This window comes from Mesorhizobium sp. M1227 (genome assembly GCF_040318315.1).
GTDB lineage: Bacteria > Pseudomonadota > Alphaproteobacteria > Rhizobiales > Rhizobiaceae > Mesorhizobium.
The window spans coordinates 15,089-40,163 of record NZ_JAMYLZ010000005.1; the positions used below are offsets into that span (position 1 = coordinate 15,089).

Consider the following 25,075-nt stretch of genomic DNA (forward strand, 5'->3'; position numbering starts at 1 on the left):
CCGTGCCGTATTCGAAATCGAGCCCGCTGCCACCTCCTCCCGGCAGCGGGCTTTTTTTGTTCCGGCTCCGGGATAGCGGCCAATGCTTGCGGTCGGGACAGCACCGGACACGTTTGCTGATCCGCGGATCGATGAGCTTCGCTGCGACCGCCGCGGCTTGTCGGGCAGAATCCTGTCACACTTGTCACTCTCACCGGTTCGCCGGCGGCCCTATCCTGCCTCACGACCAGCAATCAACGCCGCGCCGGCCATGGTGCGGAGGATCGGCACAGAAGACGCGAGATGGCACATCGCGATGGGACGAGACATCACCCGGCGGCGCGGCCCGCAATCGAAACGCCACGTGTCGTTTCGCCGCTTGCGAGATTATCTTGCCCTGAAAGACGTGATCAGGCCTTCCGCCATGCGGACGAACTGCGCGCTCGGGCCCTCGGCGCCGACGCTTTGCAGGCTGACGCGGGCGCCCTCGAGCAACAGCGACAGCGTGTCCGCAAGAAGCTCGGCCTGGCCGATGCCGGCATCGCGACACAGCGAGACCAGCCGCTCGCGCTGCGCTTCCTTGAGTTCCTTGATCACTTGCCTTGCCGGATGATCGGCCTCGCTCAGCTCGATGGCGGCGTTGGCCATGTCGCAACCGCGACGATCCGACATCAGGCAATCGGCCGCCATCCGGACCCAGGCATGCAGCTGCGCCAGCTTGTCGCCCGGATTCTCGGCCTCGAACTTTTCCCACATCGCGTTCGCGCTGCAAGCGGTCGCCCGCAGACATTCGATGATCAGGTCGTCCTTGGACTCGAAATGCCGGTAGAGCGTCATCTTGTTGGTGCCGGCGGCCTCGGTGATGGCGTCGATGCCGACGCCGCGAATGCCATGCTTGTGAAACATGTCCCGTGCCGTCTCCAGGATCCTGTCCCGGGGGCGAACACGCTCCACAACACCGTCTGTCATCAAAACCTCCGTGATTGCGTTTCCCGAAATTCCCTCGGTGCACCTCTTGACTAGGGTGTTACCGGTCTGTAACGTTAGAGATGTTACTTACCTGTAACACCCGCATTGCATCATGTCAAACTCGCAAGTGCCGGCCACCAGCCCCGCCCCGATCGGCAAGGGGACGAACCGCACCTTACGGCCTCGGCCGGCGAGCAAGAAAACACCCGATCCGGGGCTTGCCGCGGATCGCCAAAAACCAGGAGCCGCTTCGATGTCGCAGCGCAATGATCTGACGATCGATGAAGTCGTGAGGGATCCGATGATCCGCATGCTGATGAAGGCCGACCGCGTCGACCCGCGGTCGTTCGAGGCGATGCTGCGTGCGCTGGCGGATGAGCAGGCCGAGCGCCGCAATGCGCCGCGCCGCCTTGTGGAAGATTTCGGCTTTCTCGAAGATTCCGGCTCAACGCGCAGCCGGCGGCTGTCCAGGGTGGCCAGGGCCTTTGGCCGGGCCAGAGCATCGGGCGAGGCGTGCATATCATGGTAAACTTCTTCATTCATCGTCCGATCTTTGCGTCGGCGATCGCCATCATCATGGTGCTCGCCGGAGGGATCTGTTATTTCCTCCTGCCCGTCTCGCAGTTTCCCGACATCACGCCGCCCCAGGTCGTGGTCAGCGCCCATTATCCGGGCGCCAGCGCGCAGGTCGTCGCCGACACGGTGACGACGCCGCTCGAACAGCAGATCAACGGCGTCCAGGGGATGACCTATATGTCGTCGTCGAGCTCCAATGACGGCTCCTCGACGATCACGATCACCTTCGACGTTGGCTACGACCTGAGCACGGCGGCCGTCGACGTCCAGAACCGCGTTTCGCAGGCGGCTTCCTCGTTGCCGGCCATCGTCAATCAGGGCGGCGTGACGATCAAGAAGCAGAACCCGAACTTCGTCCTGATCGTCGACCTCACCTCGCCGGACGGTTCCGTCAACCCGGTCGCGCTGAGCAATCTCGCCTATCTGCAGGTGGTCGATCCGCTGAAGCGCCTGCCCGGCGTCGGCGACGTGCAGATCTTCGGCGAGCGGCGCTATTCGATGCGCATCTGGCTCGACCCCGACAAGCTCGCCAATCTCGGCATTACTGCCGTCGACGTGCAGAACGCCGTCGCCGAGCAGAACGTCCAGGTGGCGGCCGGCAAGATCGGGCAATCACCGGCTCCGGCCGGCACCGCCTTCGAGATGCAGGTCAACGCCGTCGGCAGGCTGAGCGATCCCAAGGAGTTCGGCGACATCGTCGTGCGGGCCAATACCGCCAACGGCTCGCTGGTCAGGCTGCGCGACGTTGCGCGCATCGAACTCGGTGCGCTGCAATATTCGTCGTCGGCCTTCTTCGGCAAGGACCCGACGGTGGTGCTCGCGGTCTACCAGATGCCGGGCTCCAACGCGCTCGATCTGCAGCAGCGTGTCAAGGACAAGATGCAGGAGCTGTCGGCCCGTTTCCCGAAGGGCGTCAGCTACGCCATGCATTACGATACGACACGTTTCGTTTCGGCCTCAATGCACGACGTGCTGATCACGCTCGGCGAAGCGCTGGTCCTGGTCGTCGCCGTGGTGTTCATCTTCCTGCAAAGCTGGCGCACCACGATCATCCCGACGATCGCAATTCCGGTGTCGCTGGTGGCGACGCTGGCCGTCATGCATATGCTTGGCTTCTCACTGAACATGCTCAGCCTGCTCGGCATGGTGCTGGCGATCGGCCTCGTCGTCGACGACGCCATCGTCGTGGTCGAGAATGTCGAACGCCAACTTGAGGCCGGCCTCAAACCGCTGGCTGCCACGCGTGCGGCGATGGCAGAGGTTACCGGCCCGATCATCGCCACGACCGCCGTGCTGATGGCTGTGTTCGTGCCGGTTGCCTTCATTCCCGGCGTGTCCGGCCGGCTCTACAACCAGTTCGCCCTGACTGTGGCGATCTCCTTCGGCATTTCGGCCTTCGTCTCGCTGACGCTTACTCCGTCGCTCAGCGCCGCCTTCCTGCGCCACCGGCCGGAAACGCAGTTCGTGCTGTTCCGCTGGTTCAACATGGGCTTCGAACGGCTGGCGCATGCCTATGCGAATGGTGTGCGCATTCTCATCCGCCTGCGCTGGATCATGCTCGGCGTATTCGCAGCCGGACTTGTCGCGACCTATTTCGTCTGGCAGCGCCTGCCCTCGACCTTCCTTCCGGTCGAGGACCAGGGCTATTTCTTCGTCGTCATCCAGCTCCCCGACGGGGCCTCGCTGGAACGCACCGACGCGGTGGCGCAAAAGGCACGCGACATCCTGCAGAACACGCCCGGCGTCGACATCGTCGGCTCGATCAGCGGCTTGAACTTCCTGACCAGCGCCGCGCAGTCGAACTCGGCGGTCGAATTCGCCATCCTGAAGCCATGGGACGAACGCGGCCCCGACCAGAGCGCCTCGAAGCTCGTCGCCGATGTGCGCAACAAGCTGCTGCAAATTCCGGAGGCTTTTGCGCTGAGTTTCGACCCGCCGTCGATCCCGGGCATCGGCACCACCGGTGGCTTCGAGTTCCAGGTCGAGGACCTGACCGGCCGCGGCAGCGTGGCGCTCAACGATGCGACGCAAGCGGTGATTGCCGAGGCGCGCAAGCAGCCCGAGCTCAACCCGCAGCAATTGTTCTCGTCGTTCTCGACCTCGACGCCGCAGTTCAACTACGATCTCGATCGCGCCAAGGCGAAGCTGCTCGGGCTCAACCTGCCGGACGTGTTCAATACGCTGCAGATCTATCTCGGCTCGCTCTATGTGAACGATTTCAACCTGTTCGGCCGCACCTTCCGGGTGACGATCCAGGCCGACAAGGACTCTCGCGCCGGTCCGGCCGACATTTCGCGGCTCTATGTCCGCAATGCCTCGGGTGGGATGGTGCCGCTGAGCACGCTGGGCAAGCTTGTGCCGATCGTCGGCCCCGAGACCGTGCCGCATTACAACAACAATGCGTCGGCCCTGATCAATGGCGGCGCCGCGCCCGGCTTTTCGTCCGGCCAGGCGGTGGCGGCGATGGAACGTGCCGCTGCCACGGCGTTGCCGAGAGATTTCGGCTACGAATGGACCGGCATCACCTATCAGGAGCTCAAGGCGGGATCGATCGCATCCGTGGTCTTTGGTCTCGCGATCGTCTTCGTCTTCCTGATCCTCGCCGCGCAATATGAGAGCTGGGCGATGCCGTTCATGGTGCTGCTGGCGGTGCCGCTCGCACTGTTCGGTGCGTTCGTCGTGCTTTGGCTGCGTGGCATGCAGATCGATGTCTATTCGCAGATCGGCTTCGTCATGCTGATCGGACTGGCGGCCAAGAACGCGATTCTGATCGTCGAGTTTGCCCGGCGCCGGCGCGAAGAAGGCCTCAGCATCGTCGACGCCGCGATGGAAGCGGCGCGGCTTCGGCTGCGACCGATCCTGATGACCGCCTTCGCCTTCATCCTCGGCGTGCTGCCGCTGATGTTCGCTACAGGTGCAGGTGCCGCAAGCCGGCAGTCGATCGGCACCACCGTCTTTGGCGGCATGGTCGCGGCGACGATCCTGTCGCTGGTGTTCGTGCCGGTCTTCTATGCGGTGATCGAGCAGCTGCGCGAGCGCCGCAGCGAGAGCGAACCGGTTTCCGAAGCGACCAAACAACCAACTGCCGAACCCGCCTTCGAGCCATTGGCCGAAGCGGCCGAATAGGACTGGAGAATTGATCATGCGTAAATGGAAAATCGCGCTGGGAACGGCCGTCGCCCTTGGGGCGATTTCGGTGGCGAGCGTTCACCTGCTCGACATGGGCAGCCTCAGCCTCAACGCGGGCACAGCCGGGGCGGCGACACCCAAGCCGGAAGCCTTTGTCATGCCGGTGCCGGTGGTGAGCGTCGTCAAGAAGACGATCCCGATCTATCTCGACTACGCCGCCCGGGTGGAGCCGATCCGCAGCATCACGCTGCAGGCGCGCGTGCCGGGTTATCTGCAGGAGCAGGTCGCCACCGACGGCAGCGACGTTGCGAAGGGCGACCTTCTCTACAAGATCGCGCCGGAGGATTTCCAGGCTGCCCTCGAGCAGGCGAAGGCGCTTATCCAGCGCGACACGGCAACACTCGACTATGCGCGCTCCAATCTCGGGCGCGGCAGCGAACTCGCCAAGAGCGGCTATCTCGCCAAGGACGTGTTCGACCAGCGCACCAGCACCTTGCGTGAGGCTCAGGCCTCGCTTGCCGTGAACCAGGCCGCCTTGCGGACCGCCGAGCTCAATTTGAGCTATACCGAAATCCGTGCCCCGTTTGCGGGACGTATCGGTCGCAGCCAGGCTTCCGTTGGAACGCTGGTCAGCGTTGCCGGCACGGTGCTCAATTCGCTGGTGCAGCTCGATCCGATCTACGTCACCTTCAATCCGAGCGAAACGGACCTGACACAGATCGAGGAAGCCCGCGCCGCGGGACCGATCAGTGTCGACGTCCTGCTTCCCGGTGAAACGGAACCGCGCCAGAAGGGCAATCTTACCTTCATGGACAACACGATCGATCGCTCGACCGGCACGATCACGGCACGGGCGACGGTCGGCAACGGCAAGTTCACGCTGCTGCCCGGCCAATATGTCCGCGTCCGGCTGCACGTCAAAGAGCAGCCCGATGCGCTGATGGTACCGCAGACGGCACTCGGCTCAGGCCAGCTCGGCAAATACCTCTATGTCGTCGGCAAGGACAACACGGTCGACCAGCGTATCGTTTCGCTCGGACCGACCAGTGGCGATCAGGTCGCCATCTTGAGCGGTGTGGCCGAAGGCGACCGGGTGATTACCGGCAATCTGCAGAAGATCGGCCCGGGAATGCCGGTCTCGCCGCTGCCCGAGAAACCGGCCACCTGATAACCCCCATCAGGTCCGGTTCCGCGGCGCCCTCGGCTCCCACGCCAAGGGCGCCGTTTTGCTATGTTTCGTTCTACGCAATTCCTTGGGGAAAGCGCTACATACGCCGGCTTCGAGAAGCCGGTGTGATGTTCAGCGATGAAGAACGGGTCGGTCTTTGCGGCCGTGCGGCCTGACGGCCTTGCCGGCGCCGCAAGCCAGCCGGCCAAGCGGAAGTCAAGAAATCCACAACCCGCCTCTTGTTAGATTGTCGACAATCTGCTTGTCTTGATTTCGGTTCCCTGGAGCAGCCGAATGGCAAAGCTGGATTTCAGTCCGATCGTGGATACGACACGCAGGGCCGAGATCGTAGGGCTGCTCCGGCGGGCGATCCTGACCGGCCAGCTGGAACCTGGACAGAAGCTCAACGAACTCAGGATTTCCGAGCAGATGCGGGTGAGCCGCGCGCCGCTGCGCGAGGCGATGCGCGAGCTGGTGCAGGAAGGCATCCTGACCAGCATTCCCTACGCCGGAACCTTCGTCATCGACGTCACCGCCAAGGACATCGACGACGCCTATTCGCTCAACAAGGTGCTCGACGAGTTCGCCATCGCGCGGACCTGGCCGCTTCGCGACCAGCGCTTCTTCGACGAACTCGACCGGCGTCATGCGGCGGTGAAGCAGGCGACGCGCGAACTGGACACGACGCGGCAGATCGAAACAGCGCTGCAACTGCATGGCCTGATCCACGAATGGGCCGACAATTCGGTGCTACTTGAAACGTGGCAACGGCTGACCAGCCGGCTGCAGATGTATTTCGCGTTGCACCAGCGGGCGCGCAACGAGCCGGTGCCTGCCGAAGATGCTCACGAGACCTATGTACGGCTGCTCAAGGGCAGCGACATGCGCGCCGCACAGCGCCACGCCAAGGAGCATATCGATTTCGATTTCGAGGAATTGCTCGCCTATGCGCGCGGGCTGGAACAGCGCGGCTCAAAGGATGCTAGTCGTGCAAGCCCGACCCGCGGTCGGCCCGAAACCGCGTGATGAGCCCGATAAGTTTGGCGGGCCACCTTTAATACCGCAGATAACGGACAGAAGACGTGCAGATCAAAACCATCAAGGTCTACCATGTCGTGCAGCCCTTCGTTGACGGGCCTTATCGTATGTCCAAGGGGCGCGTCGCCGATGCGTTCGACGCGGTGATCGTCGCCGTCACCGCCGATAGCGGGCTCACCGGCTGGGGCGAGATGGCGCCGCTTGGCAATTTCTATTCGCCTGCCTTCGCTGCGGGTACTCGCGCCGGTGTCGTCGAGATCGCGCCGCATCTCATTGGCCATGACCCACGCGGGCTTGCCAGTATCAACAGGCTTATGGACACGGTGTTCAAGGGCCATCCCTACGTCAAGTCGGCGCTCGACATGGCGTGCTCGGATCTTGCGGCGCGCGCCGCCGACGTGCCGCTGGTCACCCTGCTCGGCGGACGCGAGAGCGTGACGGCCGAACTCTACAAAGTCGTCACCCACGGCACGGTCGACGCGATGGCCGCACTCGCCAAGCGCATCGTCAAGGACGGCTTTCATCGGCTGCAGGTCAAGGTCGGCGGCAACGTCCATGACGACATCGAACGCGTCACAGCCGTTGCCGCCGCGGTGCCGAAGGGCACCGTCATCTTCTGCGACGCCAATGCCGGCTGGACCCCTTACCAGGCGCGCCAGTTCGTGGATGCGACGCGCACCATCGACTACACGTTCGAGCAGCCCTGCACGACGATCGACGAATGCCTGTCGGTGCGCCGCTCGCTCGACAAGCCGATGGTGCTCGATGAATCCGTCGCCTCGCTTGATGATATGCTCGATATCCATCGCAAGGGCGCCGCCGACGGGCTGACGCTGAAGATATCACGCCTCGGCGGCGTCACCAAAACGCGCCAGATCCGCGACCTTGCCGTCGACCTCGGCTTCATGATCACGGTCGAGGACACTGGCGGCGCCGAGATCGACACATCGGCCATGGCGCATCTGTCGCTGTCGACGCCGGAGGAGCGCCGGCTGCACGCCATTGCCTTCCACGAATGGGTGACGGTGCGCACCGCATCCAACATGCCGCCGGTTTCGGGCAGCCGCATGGGCATTCCGGACGGGCCGGGCCTCGGCATCGATGTCGTTCCCGGCCTGCTTGGTGCGCCCTTCTTCGAAATCGGCAGCTGAGCTGCAATAAGGCTGCACCCAATCAAGCTGAATATGCCGCGTCCTTCTGACTGCGGAGGCACGGCCGTGTGGATTGACCGCTCATCCAATCGTCTTCGGCCGATTGCAGAGCGACAATGCCCAATTGCCGGTTGAAATATTTTTTATTTGCAAATAGAAATGTTCAAAACGCTGATTTGGACGCTGCGGCGCGTCAGGAACTGGAGGAAACGACATGTCCCATCCGCAATTTGCAGCGGAACTTCTGCAGCGCGCTGAACAGCAGGGGCCGATCACCATCGGGCTTGCCGGCGCCGGACAGATGGGCACCGACATCGTCGTCCAGGTCGCGCTGATGCCGGGCATGCGGATCGGCGCTATTTCCGAAGTCAGGCCGCAGGCAGCGATCGACGCGGCGCTGCTCGCTGGCCATGACCATTCGGACATCGTCCAGGCCGGCAATGCGGCCGCGATCGACCGCGCCATCGAGGCCGGCAAGATCGCGGTGACCGAAGATTTGCATGCACTGGCGGCGGCCGGCCGGATCGACGTCATCATCGACGCGACGGGCAATCCCAATATCGGCACGCTGTTCGCGCTGGAAGTGATGAAGAACGGCAAGCACATCGTCATGCTCAATGTCGAGGCCGACATCACCATTGGCCGTTTCCTCAAGGACGAAGCGCGTAAGGCTGGCGTCGTATATACCGGTGCGGCCGGCGACGAGCCCGCCTGCACGCTGGAGATCATCGGCTTTGCCAAGAGCCTCGGCTTCAACATCATCGCCGCCGGCAAGGGCAAGAACAATCCGCTGAAGATCGACGCCATGCCGGCCGACTACGAGAAGGAGGCGGCCGAGCGCAACATGAATGCGCGCATGCTGGTCGAATTCGTCGACGGCTCGAAGACGGCGATCGAGATGGTGGCGATCGCCAATGCGACCGGGCTGGTGCCCGACGTGCCGGGCATGCACGGCCCGACCGCGACGCTGGAGGAACTGGCCAGCGTGCTTTGCCCGCGCGAGGATGGCGGCGTGCTGCATCGCAAGGGCGTGGTCGATTACTCGATCGGCAAGGGTGTGGCGCCCGGCGTGTTCTGCATCATCGAGACCCGGCATCCGCGTGTGCTGGAGCGCATGATCGACCTCAAGGTCGGCAAGGGGCCCTATTTCACGATCTTCCGGCCCTATCATCTGACCAGCCTGGAAGTGCCGCTGTCGGCGGCGCGTGCGGTGGTCTACAAGCGTGCGGACATGGAGCCGCTCGACCATCCGGTCGCCGAGGCGGTGGCGGTCGCCAAGAGCGATCTTGGTGTGGGCCAATCTCTCGGCATGATCGGCGAGAATGACTATCGCGGCTTCGCCATGACCTGGGGGGATGCGCGCGCCCGCGGCGCCCTGCCGCTCGGCCTTGCCGAACGCGCCAAGGTGGTCAAGCCGCTCAAGACCGGCGACTTCCTGACCTATGAAAATTGTGTACCCGACGATTCGATGGTGATAACCCAGATCCGCCGCCGTCTCGACCAGTCGGACGGACGGTTCGTTACAAACGCAGCCTGACCCCGCCGGATCTCCGCCTGATGGACGATGTCGTAATCGGGATCGACGCCTCGACCACGGCCGTGAAGGCGATTGCATTCGCGCGCGACGGCGAGGAGCTGTTCCAGGCGCGCGAGCCGTACCCGCTTTCAAATCCGAAGCCCGGCCATTTCGAGCAGGACGCCGAACATTGGTGGACGGCGCTGCTTGGCGCATTGAAGCAGGTCACCGAGGCGGTCGGCGCTGCGCGGGTGGCGGCGATCTGCATCGCTCACCAGCGAGAGACCTTCACGCTGGTGGACAGCGCCGGCAAAGCACTCATGCCGGCGATCCTGTGGCTCGACGAACGCGCCCGGCCGCAGGTTATCAGGCTTTCGGCCGAACTCGGCCGCGAGGCGATCCGCGACTGGAGCGGCAAGCCGCCGGACCCGACGCCGGCGCTCTACGCTATTGCCTGGCTTGCCGAGCACCAGCCGCAAGTGCTTCGCCAGGCAGCGGCACTGGTCGACGTGCACGGTTTCTTCGTCCAGCGGCTGACCGGACGATTGGTCACCAGCACCGCAAGTGCGGATCCCCTCGGGCTGCTCGACGTCGAGAAGGGTACCTGGCATCCCCGCCTCGTTGCGGCCGCCGGACTGCAGATGAAGCAATTGCCCGAGCTGGTCGCACCAGGCGTGGTCTGCGGCAGTCTTTCCGCAAGCATAGCGCAGCTGACCGGCCTGAGGGCCGGCACGCCGGTCGTTGCCGGCGCTGGGGACGGCCAGGCGATGGGTCTCGGCATGGGCGTCTACGGCGAGGGCAAGAGCTATCTCTCGCTCGGCTCCGGCGTGGTCAGCGGCTGCTATTCCGGCAAGGTGAAAACCTCGGACGCCTTTCGCACGCTGGTCTCGCCGACCGGCTCCGGTTTCATGCTGGAGACCGTGCTGCGCTCGGGCATGCAGCTGGTCGACTGGATCGTGCAAACCACCGGTTCGCCTTCGGCGGCAGCGCTGGAGAAAGTGGCGCTGGATGTTGCCGCGGGCAGCGAGGGCCTGCTCATCATGCCCTATTGGGCCGGCGTCATGAGCCCGTATTGGGACGGTGCGGCGCGCGGCGCCATTGTCGGCCTGTCGCTGGATCACCGGCCGGAGCATCTCTTCCGCGCTGTCCTGGAAGGCATCGCCTTCGAGCAGGCCGTCGCCACCGAGGCCATGGAAGCCCAGGCCGGCGGACCGGCCGCGATGATTGCCGCCGGCGGCGGCACCAATTGCGCGCTGCTCATGCAGATCATGGCAAGCGTGCTCGAGCGGCCGCTCTCGGTTTCGCCGGTCAACGAAGCCGCCGCACTCGGCGCTGCCATGCTGGCGGCAGCGGCTGTCGGCTGGTTTGCCTCGCCGGAAGCCGCCGCGCAGGCAATGGCTGCCGCTCCCACCAGGCATGTCGATCCGGTCGACGGGCTTGTCGCCGCCTATCGCAGCCGCAAGGAAATCTACCGCGACCTTTATCAGGCGACGCGCGACATCCACACCCGCCTCAGCGCTCTCGGCGAAATCTAGCGGTTGAGCAGGCCCTTGGCCGCGTCTTCGTCGGTGATCAGAACCGATACCTTGGTGTTGGCGAGCGCAGCCCGCATTACCGCTACCTTTTCGCTGCCTCCCGACACCAGGATGATGCTCGGGATATCCGACAGATCCTGCAGCGGATAGGCGCAGACGCGGCGGTTGACCTCGTGGTCGACCGGGCGGCCCTCGGCGTCGATGAAATGACACAGAATATCGCCGACGGCACCGGCCGCCTGCAGTTCCTCGAGTTCGCTTGGCTTGATGAAGCCGTAATTGGCGATCGGGCTGTCGTTGGAAAACGAGCCGACGCTGAGCACGGCGATGTTTGCCCGGCGTGCGCGGAAGACGACGTCCTGAACGCTGCGCTGGCTCATGAAAGCGTCGCGCTGCTCCGGCCTGTCGGCATAGACCGGCACCGGCAGCAGGAAGCACTCCGCACCGATCTTTTCGGCGAAATCCCAGGCACTTTCTGTCGGGTTGAGCGGCTGGGCATGCGTGAGGCCGCCAAGCATCGAAACCACCGTCGTCCTGGCGATGGGCCGCCGCGGCAATTCATTGATGGCAAATTTCAGTGTCCGCCCCCAGCCCAATGCGATGACATCGCCGGCATTCACATGGTCGGCCAGGTAGGCGGCGGCGGCGTGGCCGATCATCAGCGGCGCGTTGCTTCGGTCGGCCGCCGACGGCACCACAACAGCCTGGCTGAGCCCGAACCGCTGCTTGAGGCTTTCCTCCAAAATCACGCATTCGACGACGCTGTCGCGGATGCGAAACTGGACGACACCCTCTTCGCGGGCGGCGGAGAGAATGCGATGCACCTTGATGCGGCCGACGCCGAGAATTTCGGAAATCCGCTCCTGTGTAAGACCCTCGACATAATAGTGCCAGGCGGCGCGGGCCTTGAGTTCGGCGTCGGGGAAGCGCGGGGCTCTTTCGTTCTCTACGATCGTCATCTGTTTGCCTTGCCGCAGCCGCCGGCTCTGCTCATGATATTCCAATCCGGCGACTTCGAAATGCCCAAGATTTCGGAGACCTTGCGTAAGGCAAACCGGCGGACAGCGCAAACCCGTCGTCGAATGAAGCGGCAGGCCTTGACAATTTTCCGACGAACAGTTTAGCTGAACAAAATTGCATGTTAAAGATAAATTGTTCACAGGGAGGGGCCTGGTGGACAAAGTGGCCCGGTGATGCAGCGCCGGATTGCTGTGGAGGAGACAAAGTGGCTGTGAGCAACGACGCAAGCAATTTGAAGGCAGGCGAGTTGAAGGCAGGCTCTGGCGCGCAGGCTACGGCGGGCGCAAGGTTTTCGGCTGTCTTTGCCGGAACCATGGGTCCGCTGATCGGGCTGGTTCTGCTGTGCCTGGCGCTCTCGCTGACCACCGACACCTTCCTGACAATCCGCAACATCCTCAACGTGCTCGACCAGGTCACCGTGCTCGGCATCATGGCGATCGGCATGACGCTGGTCATCCTGATCGGCGGCATCGACCTGTCCGTCGGCTCGGTGCTGGCGCTGGCTTCCATGGTGATGGGCTTCGTCGCCCATCCGGACTATCTCAATCTCGGCCTGCCCGCCGGCATCGCCGCGGCCCTCGTCGTCGCCGGTCTTTGCGGCCTGGTTTCGGGCCTGCTGGTGACGGTCACCAAGCTGCCGCCCTTCATCGCCACGTTGGCGATGATGTCGGTGGCGCGCGGCCTCGCCAACATGATCACCGACGGCTCGCAGATCGTCGGCTTTCCCGACTGGTTCACCAGCCTGTCGATAATCCGCCATTTCGGCTTCCTCTCGGTCACCGTCGGGCTGATGATCGTGCTTGCGGTCATTTTCGCGATCTTCCTGAATTATCGCGCTACCGGGCGTAGCCTGTACGCAATCGGCGGCAGCGCCGAAGTCGCCCGGCTGTCCGGCATACCAGTCAAGTCGCTGACAAACTGGGTCTATGCGATCTGCGCCGTGCTGGCCGGTCTCGCCGGCATCGTGCTTGCCGCCCGGCTCGATTCTGTCCAGCCGAGCTCCGGCCTTGGCTACGAACTCGACACCATCGCGGCGGTGGTGATCGGCGGCGCCAGCCTGTCGGGCGGCGTCGGTTCGATCGGCGGCACAGCCATCGGCGTCCTCATCATCGGCGTGCTGCGCAACGGGCTGAACCTGCTCGGTGTCTCGCCCTTCATCCAGCAAGTGGTTATCGGCGTGGTGATCGCGCTGGCGGTGGCCACCGACACGTGGCGGCGCCGAGCACAATGAAGAATGGGGCACAATGAAGAATTGGGCTCAATGAGATTCGCCCCGATATTCGGGCGAAAACGGATCGGTGATCCGAAACTGGGAGTTGTTCGGCCAAGGGGCGCCGCGATGCGCGGGCAGGACAGATTGAACATCAACGGAGGAATAAACATGCTGACCAAACGTTCATTGCTGCTTGCCGCCGCGGCCGTCATCCCGCTGCTTGGCCTGTCCGAAATGGCCTCGGCCAAGGAGGCCAAAAAGCTCGGGCTCGCCGTCGCCAATCTGCAGGCCGACTTCTTCAACCAGATCAAGCAGTCCGTCGAAGTCTACGGCAAGGAAAAGGGAATCGAGGTCGTTACCGTCGACGCCAAGGGCGATTCGGCGACCCAGGTCAGCCAGGTGCAGGACCTGATCACGCAGAACATCGATGCGCTGATCTATATTCCAGCCGGCGCCACCGCCGCCACCGTGCCGACCAAGACCGCCAAGGCTGCCGGTATCCCAGTCGTCAATGTCGACCGCAACGCCGATGGCGCGCCCGGCGATACCTTCATCGCAACCAACAGCGTGGCATCGGCCAAGGCGGTTTGCGACTACATCGCCAAGCAGGCCGGCGGCAAGGGCGAGCTGATCATCATCCACGGCCAGAAGGGCACGACGCCCGAAGTCGACCGCTCGAAGGGCTGCGGCGAAGCGCTGAAAGGCTATCCCGACATCAAGGTTGTCGGCGAATTGTGGAGCGAAGGCTGGCATCAGGACGAAGGCTTCAAGCTGACGCAGGATCTGTTGCAGTCGCATCCAGATGTGTCGATCGTCATCGGCCAGGCCGATGCGCTGGCGCTCGGTGCGGCGCAGGCGGTCAAGGTCGCCAATCCCGGCCATAAGGTCTGGGTTGCCGGCTTCGACGGCGATGTGGCGGCGCTCAAGGCACTGAAGGACGGCGTCTTCGACGTGACCGCGACGCAGCAAACCCAGGGCATGGGCCGGCTCGCCGTCGACGCAGCAATCAAGCTGGTGGCCGGCGAGACCATTCCCGCCGAACAGCTGCAGGATGCGACGCTGACCACCAAGGACAATGTCGAGCAGTTCATCGCCAAGCATCCCTGATTGAGACCAGTCCGGCAATCGACGAGCGCAACGATGTCCACCGATCCTCGCCACACGCACAGCTCCAATAACGGGCTCGTCGTCAGCGGCCTCTGCAAAAGCTACGGGCCGGTGCAGGTCCTGGCCGATGCGAGCTTCGAGGTGCGGCCGGGCGAGGTCGTGGCGCTGCTTGGCGAAAACGGCGCCGGCAAGTCCACCGTCTCGAACATCATCGCCGGGTCGACCAAACCCGATGCCGGCACCATCACCTGGCGGGGGAACGCTTATTCCCCCGCCAATCCTGCCGCGGCGATCGACGCCGGCATCGGCATGATCCACCAGGAGCTGAAGCTCTTGCCCGATCTGTCGGTCGCCGAAAACGTCTATGTCGGGCGCCTGCCGATGCGTGGCGGCCGCATCGACCGCGCGGCAATGAATGCACGGGCATCGGCCCAGTTGAAGCGCCTCGGCCTCGATGTCTCGCCCGAGCGCAAGGTGCGCACGCTGCGTATCGCCGCCCAGCAGCAGGTCGAGATCGCCAAGGCGCTGACGCTCAATGCCGAGCTGCTGATCTTCGACGAACCGACGGCCGCCCTTGGCGGCGAGGAAACGGAGCTCCTGTTCCAGCAGATCCGCAAGCTCAAGGCGGAAGGCATGTCCTTCATCTATATCAGCCACCGGCTGGACGAGATCGCCCAGATCGCTGATCGCGTGGTGGTGATGCGCGACGGGCGCATCGTCGCCCGGCACGAGCGCGCCGACATTCCGGTGCGCACCGTCGTCGAGCAAATGGTCGGCCGCAGTGTCGAGCGGATGTTCCCTACGATATCGGCGCCGGGCAACGACACGCTGCTCGAGGTCGAGAACCTGTCCTCGCCGGAACGCAGCTTTCAAAATGTCAGCTTTTCAGTGCGGGCCGGCGAAATCCTCGGCATTGCCGGGCTGATCGGCGCCGGACGCACGGAGCTGGTGCGGGCGATCGCCGGTGCCGATCCGATCTCATCGGGATCGGTGCGCGTCGCCGGCAAGCCGGTGCATCTCAATGGCCCGGCGGCGGCGATCAAGGCCGGCGTCGTCCTGGTACCGGAAGACCGCAAGGCGCAGGGCGTGGTGCTCGACCAGACGATCGGCGAGAACCTGGCGATCGGCAATTTCGACCATGTGGCGCCGAATGGCTGGGTGTTTCCGAAGGCGGTGCAGAAATTCGCCGAGGCCGGCATTCGCCGGCTTGGCGTCAAGGGCCGGCCGAACCAGGCGGTCAGCAAGCTTTCAGGCGGCAACCAGCAGAAGGTGATCATCGCCAAATGGGTGTCGCGCCCGCCCAAGGTGTTCATCCTGGACGAGCCGACGCGCGGCATCGACGTCGGTGCACGCGCCGCGATCTATGATGTCATCGCCGACCTTGCCCGCTCCGGCATGGCGGTGGTGGTGGTGAGCTCCGACCTCGAGGAAGTGCTCGGCCTGTCACATCGCGTGCTGGTGCTGAGCCGCGGCCGGCAACGCGGCATTCTCGACCGCAGCGAAGCAAGCAATATCGCGGTGATGGAACTAGCCACGAGCTAGGACGCCCATCGAAACAAAGCGCAGCAGGTGGTATCCTCCCGGGCACCAGACCGCGCGGGGCGCCAGCAACAGAGTTGGCGCCCCTTTATTTCCGGAGGACGGCGGTTGGAGCAGAGGGACCGACGATGAAATTATTCGACCTTCATGGTGACGTGGCACTTGTGACAGGCGCCGGCAGCGGCATCGGGCAGGCAATCGCCATTGGGCTGGCCGAGGCCGGCGCCGACATAGCCTGCTTCGGCCATGCCTCGAAAGGCGGGCTGGAGGAGACCGCGCACCGGATCACGGCACTCGGCCGCAAGGCGCTGGTGCTGACCGGCACGGTGACTTCAGAGGCCGATCTCGCGGCCGCGATCGAGTGTACGGAGATGGAACTCGGCGCGTTGACCATCGCCGTCAACAATGCCGGCGTCGCCGGAGCTGAGCCGGCAGAGACGCTGTCGCTGGAGAAATGGCAGAAGCTCTATGACGTCAACGTCAGCGGCGTGTTCCTGTCCTGCCAGGCCGAGGCCCGCGCCATGCTGACGCGACGCAAGGGCTCGATCATCAACATCGCGTCGATGTCGGGCTCGATCGTCAATCGCGGTCTGACCCAGGCGCATTACAATTCGTCGAAGGCCGCGGTGATCCACATGTCGAAGAGCCTCGCCATGGAATGGGCCGATCGCGGCCTGCGCGTCAATGTCGTCAGCCCCGGCTACACGCTGACGCCGATGAACAAGCGGCCGGAGGTCGCCGACCAGGTCAGGATCTTTGAGCGCGACACGCCGATGGGCCGCATGGCGGCGCCGGAAGAGATGGTCGGCCCGACCGTGTTCCTGGCCAGCCGCGCCTCGAGTTTCGTCACCGGCATCGACCTGATCGTCGATGGCGGCTTCGTCTGCTGGTAGGAGAAAAGATGCAGAAGCGATTCCAGGGAAAAACGGCGGTCATCACCGGCGCCAGCGGCGGCATCGGCGCGGCAATGGCCAGGCGCTTCGCGGCGGAAGGTGCCGCGGTCGTCGTCAGCGCCATCGACGCGCGCGTCGAAGAGGTCGCCGCCGATCTCAAGGCTGCGGGCGCCAGGGTCGCATCGCTGCGCATGGATGTGACGAAGAAAGACGAAGTCGTCGCCCTCTATGACCTGGCCGAGCAGGAGTTCGGCCGCGTCGATATCTCCGTGCAGAATGCCGGTGTCATCACCATCGCCAGGATCGAGGCGATGACCGAGGCCGAATGGGACAAGGTGATGGCTGTCAACACCAAGGGCGTGTTCCTGTGCTGCCAGGAGGCGATCGCGCGCATCCGCAAGCATGGCGATGGCGGCCGGCTGATCAACACCGCATCCGGCCAGGCGCGGCAGGGCTTTATCTACACGCCGCATTATGCGGCCTCGAAATTCGGCGTCGTCGGCGTCACCCAGAGCCTGGCCAAGGAGGTGGCGAAGGAGAAGATCACCGTCAACGCGATCTGCCCCGGGATCATCGACACCGATATGTGGGCCTATAACGACGCCGCATGGGGAAAGTTGATGGGCGAGTACAAGCCCGGCGAGTTGATGGCCGAATGGGTGAAGAACATCCCGATGGGCCGCGCCGGCAGCGGCGAGGACGTCTCCGGCCTGGTCAGCTTTCTCGCCAGCGACGATGCGGCCTACATCACCGGCCAGACCATCAATGTCGATGGCGGCCTGATCATGTCGTGAGCGGCGCGGGCCGACGTACCATCGACCGGATATGAATGCCGCTTCGCTGCGTTCAGGCTGCTCGGCCCGCCCGAGCCAATCCATGTTCCACGAGCCGGTCGATGATTTCGGAATAGCTGACGCCGCTTGCCGCCATTGCCTTGGAATACATGCTGATGTCGGTGAAGCCGGGGATGGTGTTGATTTCATTGACCAGGAACTGCATGTCCGGCGTCAGAAAGAAGTCGATGCGGGCCATCCCGTCACAGCCGACGGCTCTGAAAGCCCTTGCGGCCACGTCCCGCATGCCTGCCTCGACCTCCGGCGGCAGATCGGCCGGCACTCTTAGCGCCGCGCCGTTCTCGTCGATGTATTTGGCATCGTAGCTATAGAAATCGTGGCTTTCGGCCGGCACGATCTCGCCTGGCCGCGAGACGAACAGGTTGCCTGCCGGGTCCTCCAACACGCTATATTCGATCTCGCGCCCACGAATGAATTCCTCAGCCAACAGCTTGCAATCGTGCCGGAAGGCTTCAGCAAGCGCTCCATCGAATTCCTGGCTGGCATGGACTTTTCCGACGCCGACAGACGATCCCTGACGCGCCGGTTTGATGAAGAACGGCAGGCCGAGCTCGCCTTCCAGTGTGGCGAGGGCGGGCGCCGCACCTTCATGGATCGTCACTGAGCGCGCGATTGGCAGCCCCGCCGCTTCCAGGAGCCGTTTGGCGATGTCCTTGTCCAGCGCGGTTGCCGAACCCAGGATGCCGCAGCCGGCGAGCGGCACCCGAGCCACCTCGGCCACCCCCTGTACCGAGCCGTCTTCGCCATGAGGGCCGTGCAGTACGGGAAACAGGATGTCGATCTTCGGCAGGTCATAGGGCGTGCCGTCGGCCGGGATCGCCATCATCCGTCCGTGCCCGCCCGGAACCAGGCAAACTTCCAAACCGCCCGCAGGCTTTGCGAGCGTACCATCCTGGAAGCTGCTCAGCAGCCACTGTCCTTCGCGCGTGACGAAGATTGGGACGGCATCGTATTTGGCGGGCAGCAGCGCACGCATGACATTGGTTGCTGAAAGCACCGAAACGTCATGCTCGGCGGAACGTCCGCCAAAGAGCACGGCGATGCGCAGTCTGTTCAAGGAAGAGGTCTGCTGCATTGTATCGGTACCCTGTCCTCGCGGCTCGCATACGGGATGACCGGCAACCTTGGCTTTTTTCAAACCGATCTACGGGTCCATGTAAAAAGACGGGCCGTGAAATTGGCACCGGCGTTATTCGTTGCGCGACATGACCGTTGGTATATATAATTTCATCTCATGAAAGTGGCTCTGGGCGAGTTGCGGAGCCAACAGCCGAGATCATGGGACTTTGATGGTTTGCCCCTCAAGACCGGCGATCGATCCGTGGATGACTGCTTTGGCAGCAATCCTTCGGCAGTCATGACGCGGCCGGTCCCGCCACATCTTCACCAATTTGGGCACCACCCCCGTTTTGCGCCGGCATCCGCTTCGGCAGCATTGTGGCGCCTACGGCCTTGCGCAACGACCAGCTTTTCCAACACAATCAAAAAAAGACGCAAGAAGGGAACTAACGATAATTTCCACCAGAGCTTGACAGGAGAACAAGCATGTCACTTCGGAGCATGATTTCGAATTTCTCAATGGGAGCCTTAACACTTGCCGCAGCCGCACTGACATCTTCGGCCTATGCGGCGGCGCCGGAATCCAACGACCCGATCAAGATCGCGCTGTTCGATTGGACCAGCGTCAATCTGAACGCCAAGATCCTCGGCGGCATCCTCGAAAAGCTCGGCTATACCGTCGAGTATCCGACCGCCGACTATCTCTCCAGCCTGACCACCGGCCTGACCAATGGCGACATCGATGTCGGCCTGGAATTCTGGGACACGACGGCCGGCGAGGCGATGAAGGCCTCGGACGCGACGGGCCAGACCGAACGCCTCGGCAAGCTCGGACCAAAGGCCAAGGAAGAATGGTGGTTTCCCGAATATATGAAAGAGAAATGCCCCGGCCTGCCGAACTGGGAAGCGCTGAAAGACCCGAAATGCGCCGAGGCCTTCTCGACGGCCGAAACCGCGCCGAAGGGGCGTTATCTCGGCGGACCCGTGACATGGGAAGGTTTTGACGACGAACGCGTCGAGGCGCTGAAACTGCCCTTCACCGTCATCCATGCCGGCACCGACGCGGCGATGTTCGCCGAACTGGACTCGGCCTATCAGCGCAAGGCGCCGATCATGCTGTGGATCTATTCGCCGCATTGGGCGCCAGCCAAATACAAGGGCGAATGGGTCGAATTCCCCGACTATACGACCGAGTGCTACACCGACCCGAAATGGGGTGTGAACCCCGACGCGAAATATGACTGCGGCAAGCCGCATGGCGAGATCTGGAAATATTCCTGGGCCGGCATGAAGGACAAATGGCCGGTCGCCTACAAGGTCGCGAAAAACTACACGGTCGATACCGACGAGCTCAACAAGATGAGCGGCGAGATCGATCTCGAAGGCAAGACGCCGGAAGACGTCGCCGCCGCCTGGATCGCCGCCCACGAAGCCGACTGGAAAGCCTGGGCCGAGTGACCGTCTGACTGGAAACGCGACGACCCGGCCAGTCAGGGCCGGGTCTCGATCCCCTATTCCAGAAGGACGATTGCATGAGCGATACGATTGAACAGGCGGTGAAAGCAACGGGCAAGGATGCCCGCCCGATAAAGCTTGGCTGTCGCAATGTCTGGAAGCTGTTCGGGGCGGACGCGGCCAATTTCATCCGCCGGCGCGACGGCAAGGCCAGCCTGGCGGACATCGCCGCGGCCGGACTGGTTGGCGCGGTGCGCGCCGTCGATCTCGAAATCCGCCAGGGCGAGATCTTCATCATCATGGGACTTTCGGGGTCAGGCAAGTCGACGCTGGTGCGCTGCATGTCACGGCTGATCGAGCCGACCCACGGCAAGGTCGAGTTTGAAGGCAAGGACCTGCTCAAGATTTCCGATGCCGCGCTGATCGAGCTGCGACGCCATCGCATGGGCATGGTGTTCCAGAATTTTGCCTTGCTGCCGCATCTCAACGTACTGGAGAACATCGCCTTTCCCTTGGGCATCCAGGGGCAGGACCGGCCGACGCGCGAGAAGCGGGCCCGTGAAGTCATCGAGCTGGTTGGCTTGCGCGGCCGCGAGCATTTCTATCCGCGCGAGCTTTCCGGCGGACAGCAGCAGCGTGTCGGCATCGCCCGCAGCCTCGCCACAAAGCCGGAAATCTGGTTCCTCGACGAGCCGTTCTCGGCTCTCGATCCGCTGATCCGCCGTGAGATGCAGGACGAGCTGATGCGGCTGCAGACCATGCTGCACAAGACCATCGTCTTCATCACCCATGATTTCGACGAGGCCATCCGGCTGGCCGACCGGATCGCCATCATGAAGGACGGCGAGGTCATCCAGATCGGCACGCCGGAAGAGCTGGTGGTCAACCCTGCGACCGACTATGTCGCCGAATTCACCCGCGATGTCGATCGCGCCAAGGTGATCTCGGCGCGCCGCCTGATGCGCGCCTGCGACGGCGCCGAGTACGGCGGCACGGTCGCGCCGGATGCCAAGATATCAAGTTTTTGTGCAGATATCGTCTCTGCCGGCAAGCCCTTCGCGGTGGTCAACGGCACCGGCAAGCCGATCGGCGAAGTCACGCCGCAGGCGGTGGTCGATCTTCTCGCCGGCATCGAGCGTCGTGGGGCCGGCGGATGACCGTCACGGCAAGCGCCAGCGCAGCGAGGCCCCGGCCGGTTCAAACCTGGCTGGCGATCTGGGCCTGTGCGCTCGCCGCCGTGCTTATTGTCTTCCTGCTGCAGGAAAGCCTGCCCTGGGCGGTCAATTACCCGGCCGGCGCGATCGTTCCTGTCGCAGACTGGGTCGGTGCGCTGATGAATTGGGTGAAGTCGAACTTCTCCTGGCTGACCCGCTCGATCACCGCGGTGCTTGGCGTGCCGCTCGATTTCGCGCTCGGTCTTCTGGCCAAGAATTTCAAGATCGGCCATGGCGCGGATATGATCGTCTTGCCGCGCCTGTCCTGGGTCGGCGTCTGCGCTGCCGCCTACCTTGCCGGACGCGCCGCCGGCGGCTGGAAGCTGGGTGCGCTGGCCGGCGGCTGTTTTCTCTACATCGCGCTGTTCGGGCAGTGGACCAGCGCCATGCTGACGCTGGGCTTGATCTCGATCGCCGTGCCGTTTTGCATTGTCACCGGGCTGTTCGCCGGCATCTGGGCATGGCGCAAGCCTTGGACGGAGAGGTTGTTGATCTCCCCTGCCCTCGATCTGATGCAGACGATCCCGACCTTCGCCTATCTGATCCCGATGCTGCTTCTGTTCGGCAACAGCCCGGTCTCGGCGATGATCGCGACGGCAATTTTCGCGACGCCGCCAATGGTGCGGGCGACGATGCTCGGCCTGTCGCGGGTGCCGTCAGAGATCGACGATTTCAGCGAGATGGCCGGCTGCACGGCACGGCAGAAGCTGTGGCGGGTGCTGTTGCCGTCGGCGCGGCCGACATTGATGGTCGGCGTCAACCAGGTCATCATGCTGGCGCTCAACATGGTGATCATCGCCTCGATGATCGGTGCCGGTGGGCTCGGCTATGACGTGCTTTTGGCGTTGCGCGCACTCAAGGTCGGCGAGGCGATGGAAGCTGGCCTCGCCATTGTCGCACTGGCAATTGCACTCGACCGGCTGAGCCAGGCGATCGCGCACAATCACGCCAAGGGCAATGTCCGCCACCAGGCCAGCACCAGTTTCTGGCGGCGCTATCCCAATCTGGCGCTGGCCGTTGCCATCCTCGCCGTCGCCACGCTGCTCGGCCTGTTCGTGCCGGCGTTCGCCGCGGTGCCGAAAGCGATCACCTTCACCACCGCGCCTTTGTGGAAGGCGGCGGTGAACTGGATCACCATCAACTTCTTCGACACGATCGAAGCGTTCCGCGTGGCGCTTATCCTCAACGTGCTGAACCCGGTGCGCGCCTTCTGCGAGGGCTTTCCGTGGCTGGGCGCGGTGTGTCTCCTCGGCCTTGCCGGCTACCAGCTCGGCGGCTTGCGCCTCGCCGCCCTGGTCGCGGCTTTGACAGCGTTCTGCGCCGTCACCGGACTTTGGGAAAAGACCATGGCGACGGTCTATTTGTGCGGCATCTCCGCCTTTATCGCCTGCCTGATCGGCATCCCGATCGGGCTGATGGCATCGCGCAGCGACCGCTTCGAAAAGACCGTCACGCCGGTCATCGACACGCTGCAGGTGCTGCCGTCGTTCTGCTTCATCATTCCGGTGGTGATGCTGTTCAGGGTCGGCGACGTCACCGCGATGATCGCCACCGTCGCGTTCGCCGTGGTGCCGGCGATCCGCTACACCAATCACGGGATCCGGCAGGTGCCGCCGGCGCTGATCGAGGCGGCGAAGGTTTCGGGCTGCACCAGGCGCCAGACCTTCTTTCGCGTGCAGCTGCCGCTGGCGTTGCCCGAGATCATGCTCGGCGTCAACCAGACCATCCTGATGGCGCTGGCGATGATCATCATCTGCGCCATGGTCGGCACGCGCGATCTCGGCCAGGAGGTGTTCATCGCCCTGTCCAAGGCCGATTCCGGTCGCGGCATCGTCGCCGGCCTAGCCATCGCCTTCATCGGCATCGTCGCAGACCGGCTGTTCAACGCCTGGACGGCGAAGGCTCGGGCAAGGCTGGGATAGTCCGGAATAGGACGGCCTCAGGAAGCTGCCGCCAAGCGCGCCGTTAACGAGGCACCGATCCCTACGTCTAAAGACATAGCCATTCGGGATTATTGCTCGTTTTTGCCTCACATCGTACGGCTGTTATGGGACGGGCAGGCTCAACAGGAGAGCGGATAATGTCTACACGCGTTCCCTTTACTACCAGTGATCTAGCAGATCATCAGTGGGGTATCGATGACGCCCTCACAGGCGATCCGAATACGAATATCTTGACCGGCGACGCTGGCGGCAGCCTGCTCGATTTCTCAAGAGGCGGCAACGACACCTTTACGGAAACCGCACCGTCGACTTACACCTTCTACGGCGACGCGGCTCGGAGCTTGTTCAATTTTGCTCGGGGCGGTGACGACACCTTCACGGTGTCGAGCTCCTCCACCACCACTGCTTACGGTGACGCGGGCGACGATATGTCGGACCACAGCAAGGGCGGCAACGACACTTTCACGGGCGCCGCGCAAACCAGCAACATTTTCTTCGGCGACGCCGGCGGCAACATGATCGGCCATGCTCAGGGCGGCGACGACCGTTTCACGGCCTTTCCCAACTCCTTCAACACTTTCTACGGTGACGCCGGCGTCGATATGTCCGACCACAGCAAGGGTGGCAATGACACCTTCGAGGGCACCAGCGTGGCCGTCAACATTTTCTTTGGCGACGCCGGGAACAACATGTCTGGCCATGCTCAAGGTGGCGACGACCGTTTCACGGCCAGGAGCGACTCCAGCAACGCTTTCTACGGGGACACCAGCGGCGATATGTCGGACTACAGCAAGGGCGGCAACGACACTTTCAATGGCGCTAGTGACGCCAACACTATTTTCTACGGTGATGCCGGTCGCAGCATGTCTGGCCATGCTCAGGGTGGCGACGACCATTACACAGACTTTGGTGGCACGATTCAGACCAAAACCTTCTTTGGCGACGCGAGCCTACATATGTCCGACTTTGCTAAGGGCGGCGACGACACCTTCACGAGCGTGGGTGGGTTCGTGATAAGTTTCTATGGTGACGCGGCCGGCATCATGTCCGACTCTGCTAGCGGGGGCGATGACGTGGCCGTGCTGCAAGGCACCCATAATTTCGCCTATGGCGACGCTGGCGCGATGGCCGGCAATGCTGTGGGCGGCAATGATATCCTAACCGGCGGCAATAAGAGCTCTGGTCCTGATGTTCAAAGCGAGTTGTATGGCGACACATTCGCTATGTCCGGGTCCGCCGCGGGCGGCAACGATATTCTTACCGGTGGCCTCAACAGCGGAAGCGGCCAGGTCCGTAATTTCCTGTGCGGCGACGCTCTGCAGATGTCCGGTTCGGCCAGGGGCGGAAACGATACCCTGTACGCCGGGACCGCGGCACCCGGCTGCACCGTCATCAACGACATGTGGGGTGACGGGCAACTGAGCGAACTGACTCAGGGCGGCAGAGATCAATTCATATTCAAGGACGATGGTTCAATGACGGTCGGAACCCAAAACACCATCTACGATTTCAGCCAGACCCAAGACGACACCATTGTATTTAGTGGCGTGGAGGGCGTGCAATCGTTCGATGATCTCACAATTGCGCAAAGTGGAACCGACACCATCATTACCGCAGGAGTCGATCAAGTTACTCTCGCAAACTTTACAAGCCCGCTGACGACGGGTGACTTTTTGTTTGTCTGAAAGCGAAGCTCTTATCGCATTCGAAGAGGGGG

General features: G+C 63.2%; 19 protein-coding genes. 16 read left to right on the forward strand and 3 right to left on the reverse strand.

Features of this window, described 5'->3' with window-relative positions; all coding sequences use genetic code 11:
- Window positions 1–366: 366 nt before the first annotated feature.
- Window positions 367–948, reverse strand: a complete 582-nt coding sequence (locus NKH28_RS09105; RefSeq protein ID WP_031211029.1) for a TetR/AcrR family transcriptional regulator — start codon at window positions 946–948, stop codon at window positions 367–369.
- A gap of 253 nt (window positions 949–1,201) precedes the next feature.
- Between NKH28_RS09105 and NKH28_RS09110 the strand changes: the two genes are divergently transcribed.
- From NKH28_RS09110 to NKH28_RS09140, 7 genes are all read left to right on the forward strand, one after another.
- Entirely contained in the window at window positions 1,202–1,477 is a 276-nt protein-coding gene (locus NKH28_RS09110) for a hypothetical protein (protein ID WP_352489531.1), read from the forward strand.
- Window positions 1,471–4,650 carry an efflux RND transporter permease subunit gene (locus NKH28_RS09115; protein ID WP_352978513.1) on the forward strand — a complete coding sequence of 1,060 codons (3,180 nt, stop codon included), beginning with the start codon at window positions 1,471–1,473 and terminating at the stop codon, window positions 4,648–4,650. The genes NKH28_RS09110 and NKH28_RS09115 overlap by 7 nt, the downstream gene beginning before the upstream one ends.
- Window positions 4,651–4,666: 16 nt before the next feature.
- On the forward strand, window positions 4,667–5,821 hold the full coding sequence (locus NKH28_RS09120; RefSeq protein WP_352502017.1) for an efflux RND transporter periplasmic adaptor subunit: 1,155 nt from the start codon (window positions 4,667–4,669) through the stop codon (window positions 5,819–5,821).
- A gap of 294 nt (window positions 5,822–6,115) precedes the next feature.
- Window positions 6,116–6,847: a GntR family transcriptional regulator gene (locus tag NKH28_RS09125; protein ID WP_352978515.1), complete on the forward strand. Its 732-nt coding sequence runs from the start codon at window positions 6,116–6,118 to the stop codon at window positions 6,845–6,847.
- 56 nt (window positions 6,848–6,903) lie between these two features.
- On the forward strand, window positions 6,904–8,010 hold the full coding sequence (locus NKH28_RS09130) for a mandelate racemase/muconate lactonizing enzyme family protein (RefSeq protein ID WP_352978517.1): 1,107 nt from the start codon (window positions 6,904–6,906) through the stop codon (window positions 8,008–8,010).
- Between the two features lie 214 nt (window positions 8,011–8,224).
- The gene (locus tag NKH28_RS09135) at window positions 8,225–9,547 is read left to right on the forward strand and encodes an NAD(P)H-dependent oxidoreductase (RefSeq protein ID WP_352473396.1); all 1,323 of its coding nucleotides are present in this window, start codon (window positions 8,225–8,227) and stop codon (window positions 9,545–9,547) included.
- A 20-nt stretch (window positions 9,548–9,567) separates the two neighbouring features.
- Complete coding sequence (locus tag NKH28_RS09140; protein ID WP_352978519.1) at window positions 9,568–11,061, forward strand: xylulokinase; 1,494 nt, start codon at window positions 9,568–9,570, stop codon at window positions 11,059–11,061.
- Here the strand turns inward: NKH28_RS09140 and NKH28_RS09145 are convergent.
- Complete coding sequence (locus NKH28_RS09145; protein ID WP_352473400.1) at window positions 11,058–12,020, reverse strand: sugar-binding transcriptional regulator; 963 nt, start codon at window positions 12,018–12,020, stop codon at window positions 11,058–11,060. The genes NKH28_RS09140 and NKH28_RS09145 overlap by 4 nt on opposite strands.
- 308 nt (window positions 12,021–12,328) lie before the next feature.
- Between NKH28_RS09145 and NKH28_RS09150 the strand changes: the two genes are divergently transcribed.
- The 5 genes from NKH28_RS09150 (at window position 12,329) to NKH28_RS09170 (ending at window position 17,627) form a co-directional block, all read left to right on the forward strand.
- A complete protein-coding gene (locus NKH28_RS09150; RefSeq protein ID WP_198023514.1) occupies window positions 12,329–13,312 on the forward strand; it encodes an ABC transporter permease in 984 nt (327 codons plus the stop codon).
- Between the two features lie 150 nt (window positions 13,313–13,462).
- The gene (locus NKH28_RS09155; protein WP_352978521.1) at window positions 13,463–14,401 is read left to right on the forward strand and encodes a sugar ABC transporter substrate-binding protein; all 939 of its coding nucleotides are present in this window, start codon (window positions 13,463–13,465) and stop codon (window positions 14,399–14,401) included.
- 33 nt (window positions 14,402–14,434) lie between these two features.
- Window positions 14,435–15,943, forward strand: coding sequence for a sugar ABC transporter ATP-binding protein (locus NKH28_RS09160; RefSeq protein ID WP_352978523.1), 1,509 nt, complete (start codon window positions 14,435–14,437; stop codon window positions 15,941–15,943).
- 125 nt (window positions 15,944–16,068) lie between these two features.
- Window positions 16,069–16,833 (forward strand): SDR family oxidoreductase, encoded by a 765-nt coding sequence (locus NKH28_RS09165; RefSeq protein WP_352978525.1) that lies wholly within the window; start codon window positions 16,069–16,071, stop codon window positions 16,831–16,833.
- An 8-nt stretch (window positions 16,834–16,841) separates the two neighbouring features.
- Entirely contained in the window at window positions 16,842–17,627 is a 786-nt protein-coding gene (locus NKH28_RS09170) for a glucose 1-dehydrogenase (RefSeq protein ID WP_352918011.1), read from the forward strand.
- Window positions 17,628–17,679: 52 nt separating this feature from the next.
- Here the strand turns inward: NKH28_RS09170 and NKH28_RS09175 are convergent, their stop codons facing one another.
- Window positions 17,680–18,762: a D-alanine--D-alanine ligase family protein gene (locus NKH28_RS09175; protein ID WP_502906613.1), complete on the reverse strand. Its 1,083-nt coding sequence runs from the start codon at window positions 18,760–18,762 to the stop codon at window positions 17,680–17,682.
- A 470-nt stretch (window positions 18,763–19,232) separates the two neighbouring features.
- Between NKH28_RS09175 and NKH28_RS09180 the strand changes: the two genes are divergently transcribed.
- The 4 genes from NKH28_RS09180 (at window position 19,233) to NKH28_RS09195 (ending at window position 25,043) form a co-directional block, all read left to right on the forward strand.
- On the forward strand, window positions 19,233–20,204 hold the full coding sequence (locus NKH28_RS09180) for an ABC transporter substrate-binding protein (protein ID WP_352473408.1): 972 nt from the start codon (window positions 19,233–19,235) through the stop codon (window positions 20,202–20,204).
- 74 nt (window positions 20,205–20,278) lie between these two features.
- Window positions 20,279–21,358: a quaternary amine ABC transporter ATP-binding protein gene (locus NKH28_RS09185; protein WP_352978529.1), complete on the forward strand. Its 1,080-nt coding sequence runs from the start codon at window positions 20,279–20,281 to the stop codon at window positions 21,356–21,358.
- On the forward strand, window positions 21,355–23,337 hold the full coding sequence (locus tag NKH28_RS09190; protein ID WP_352978531.1) for an ABC transporter permease: 1,983 nt from the start codon (window positions 21,355–21,357) through the stop codon (window positions 23,335–23,337). The genes NKH28_RS09185 and NKH28_RS09190 overlap by 4 nt, the downstream gene beginning before the upstream one ends.
- A gap of 158 nt (window positions 23,338–23,495) precedes the next feature.
- Window positions 23,496–25,043, forward strand: coding sequence for an autotransporter outer membrane beta-barrel domain-containing protein (locus tag NKH28_RS09195; RefSeq protein WP_352978532.1), 1,548 nt, complete (start codon window positions 23,496–23,498; stop codon window positions 25,041–25,043).
- Window positions 25,044–25,075: the final 32 nt, after the last annotated feature.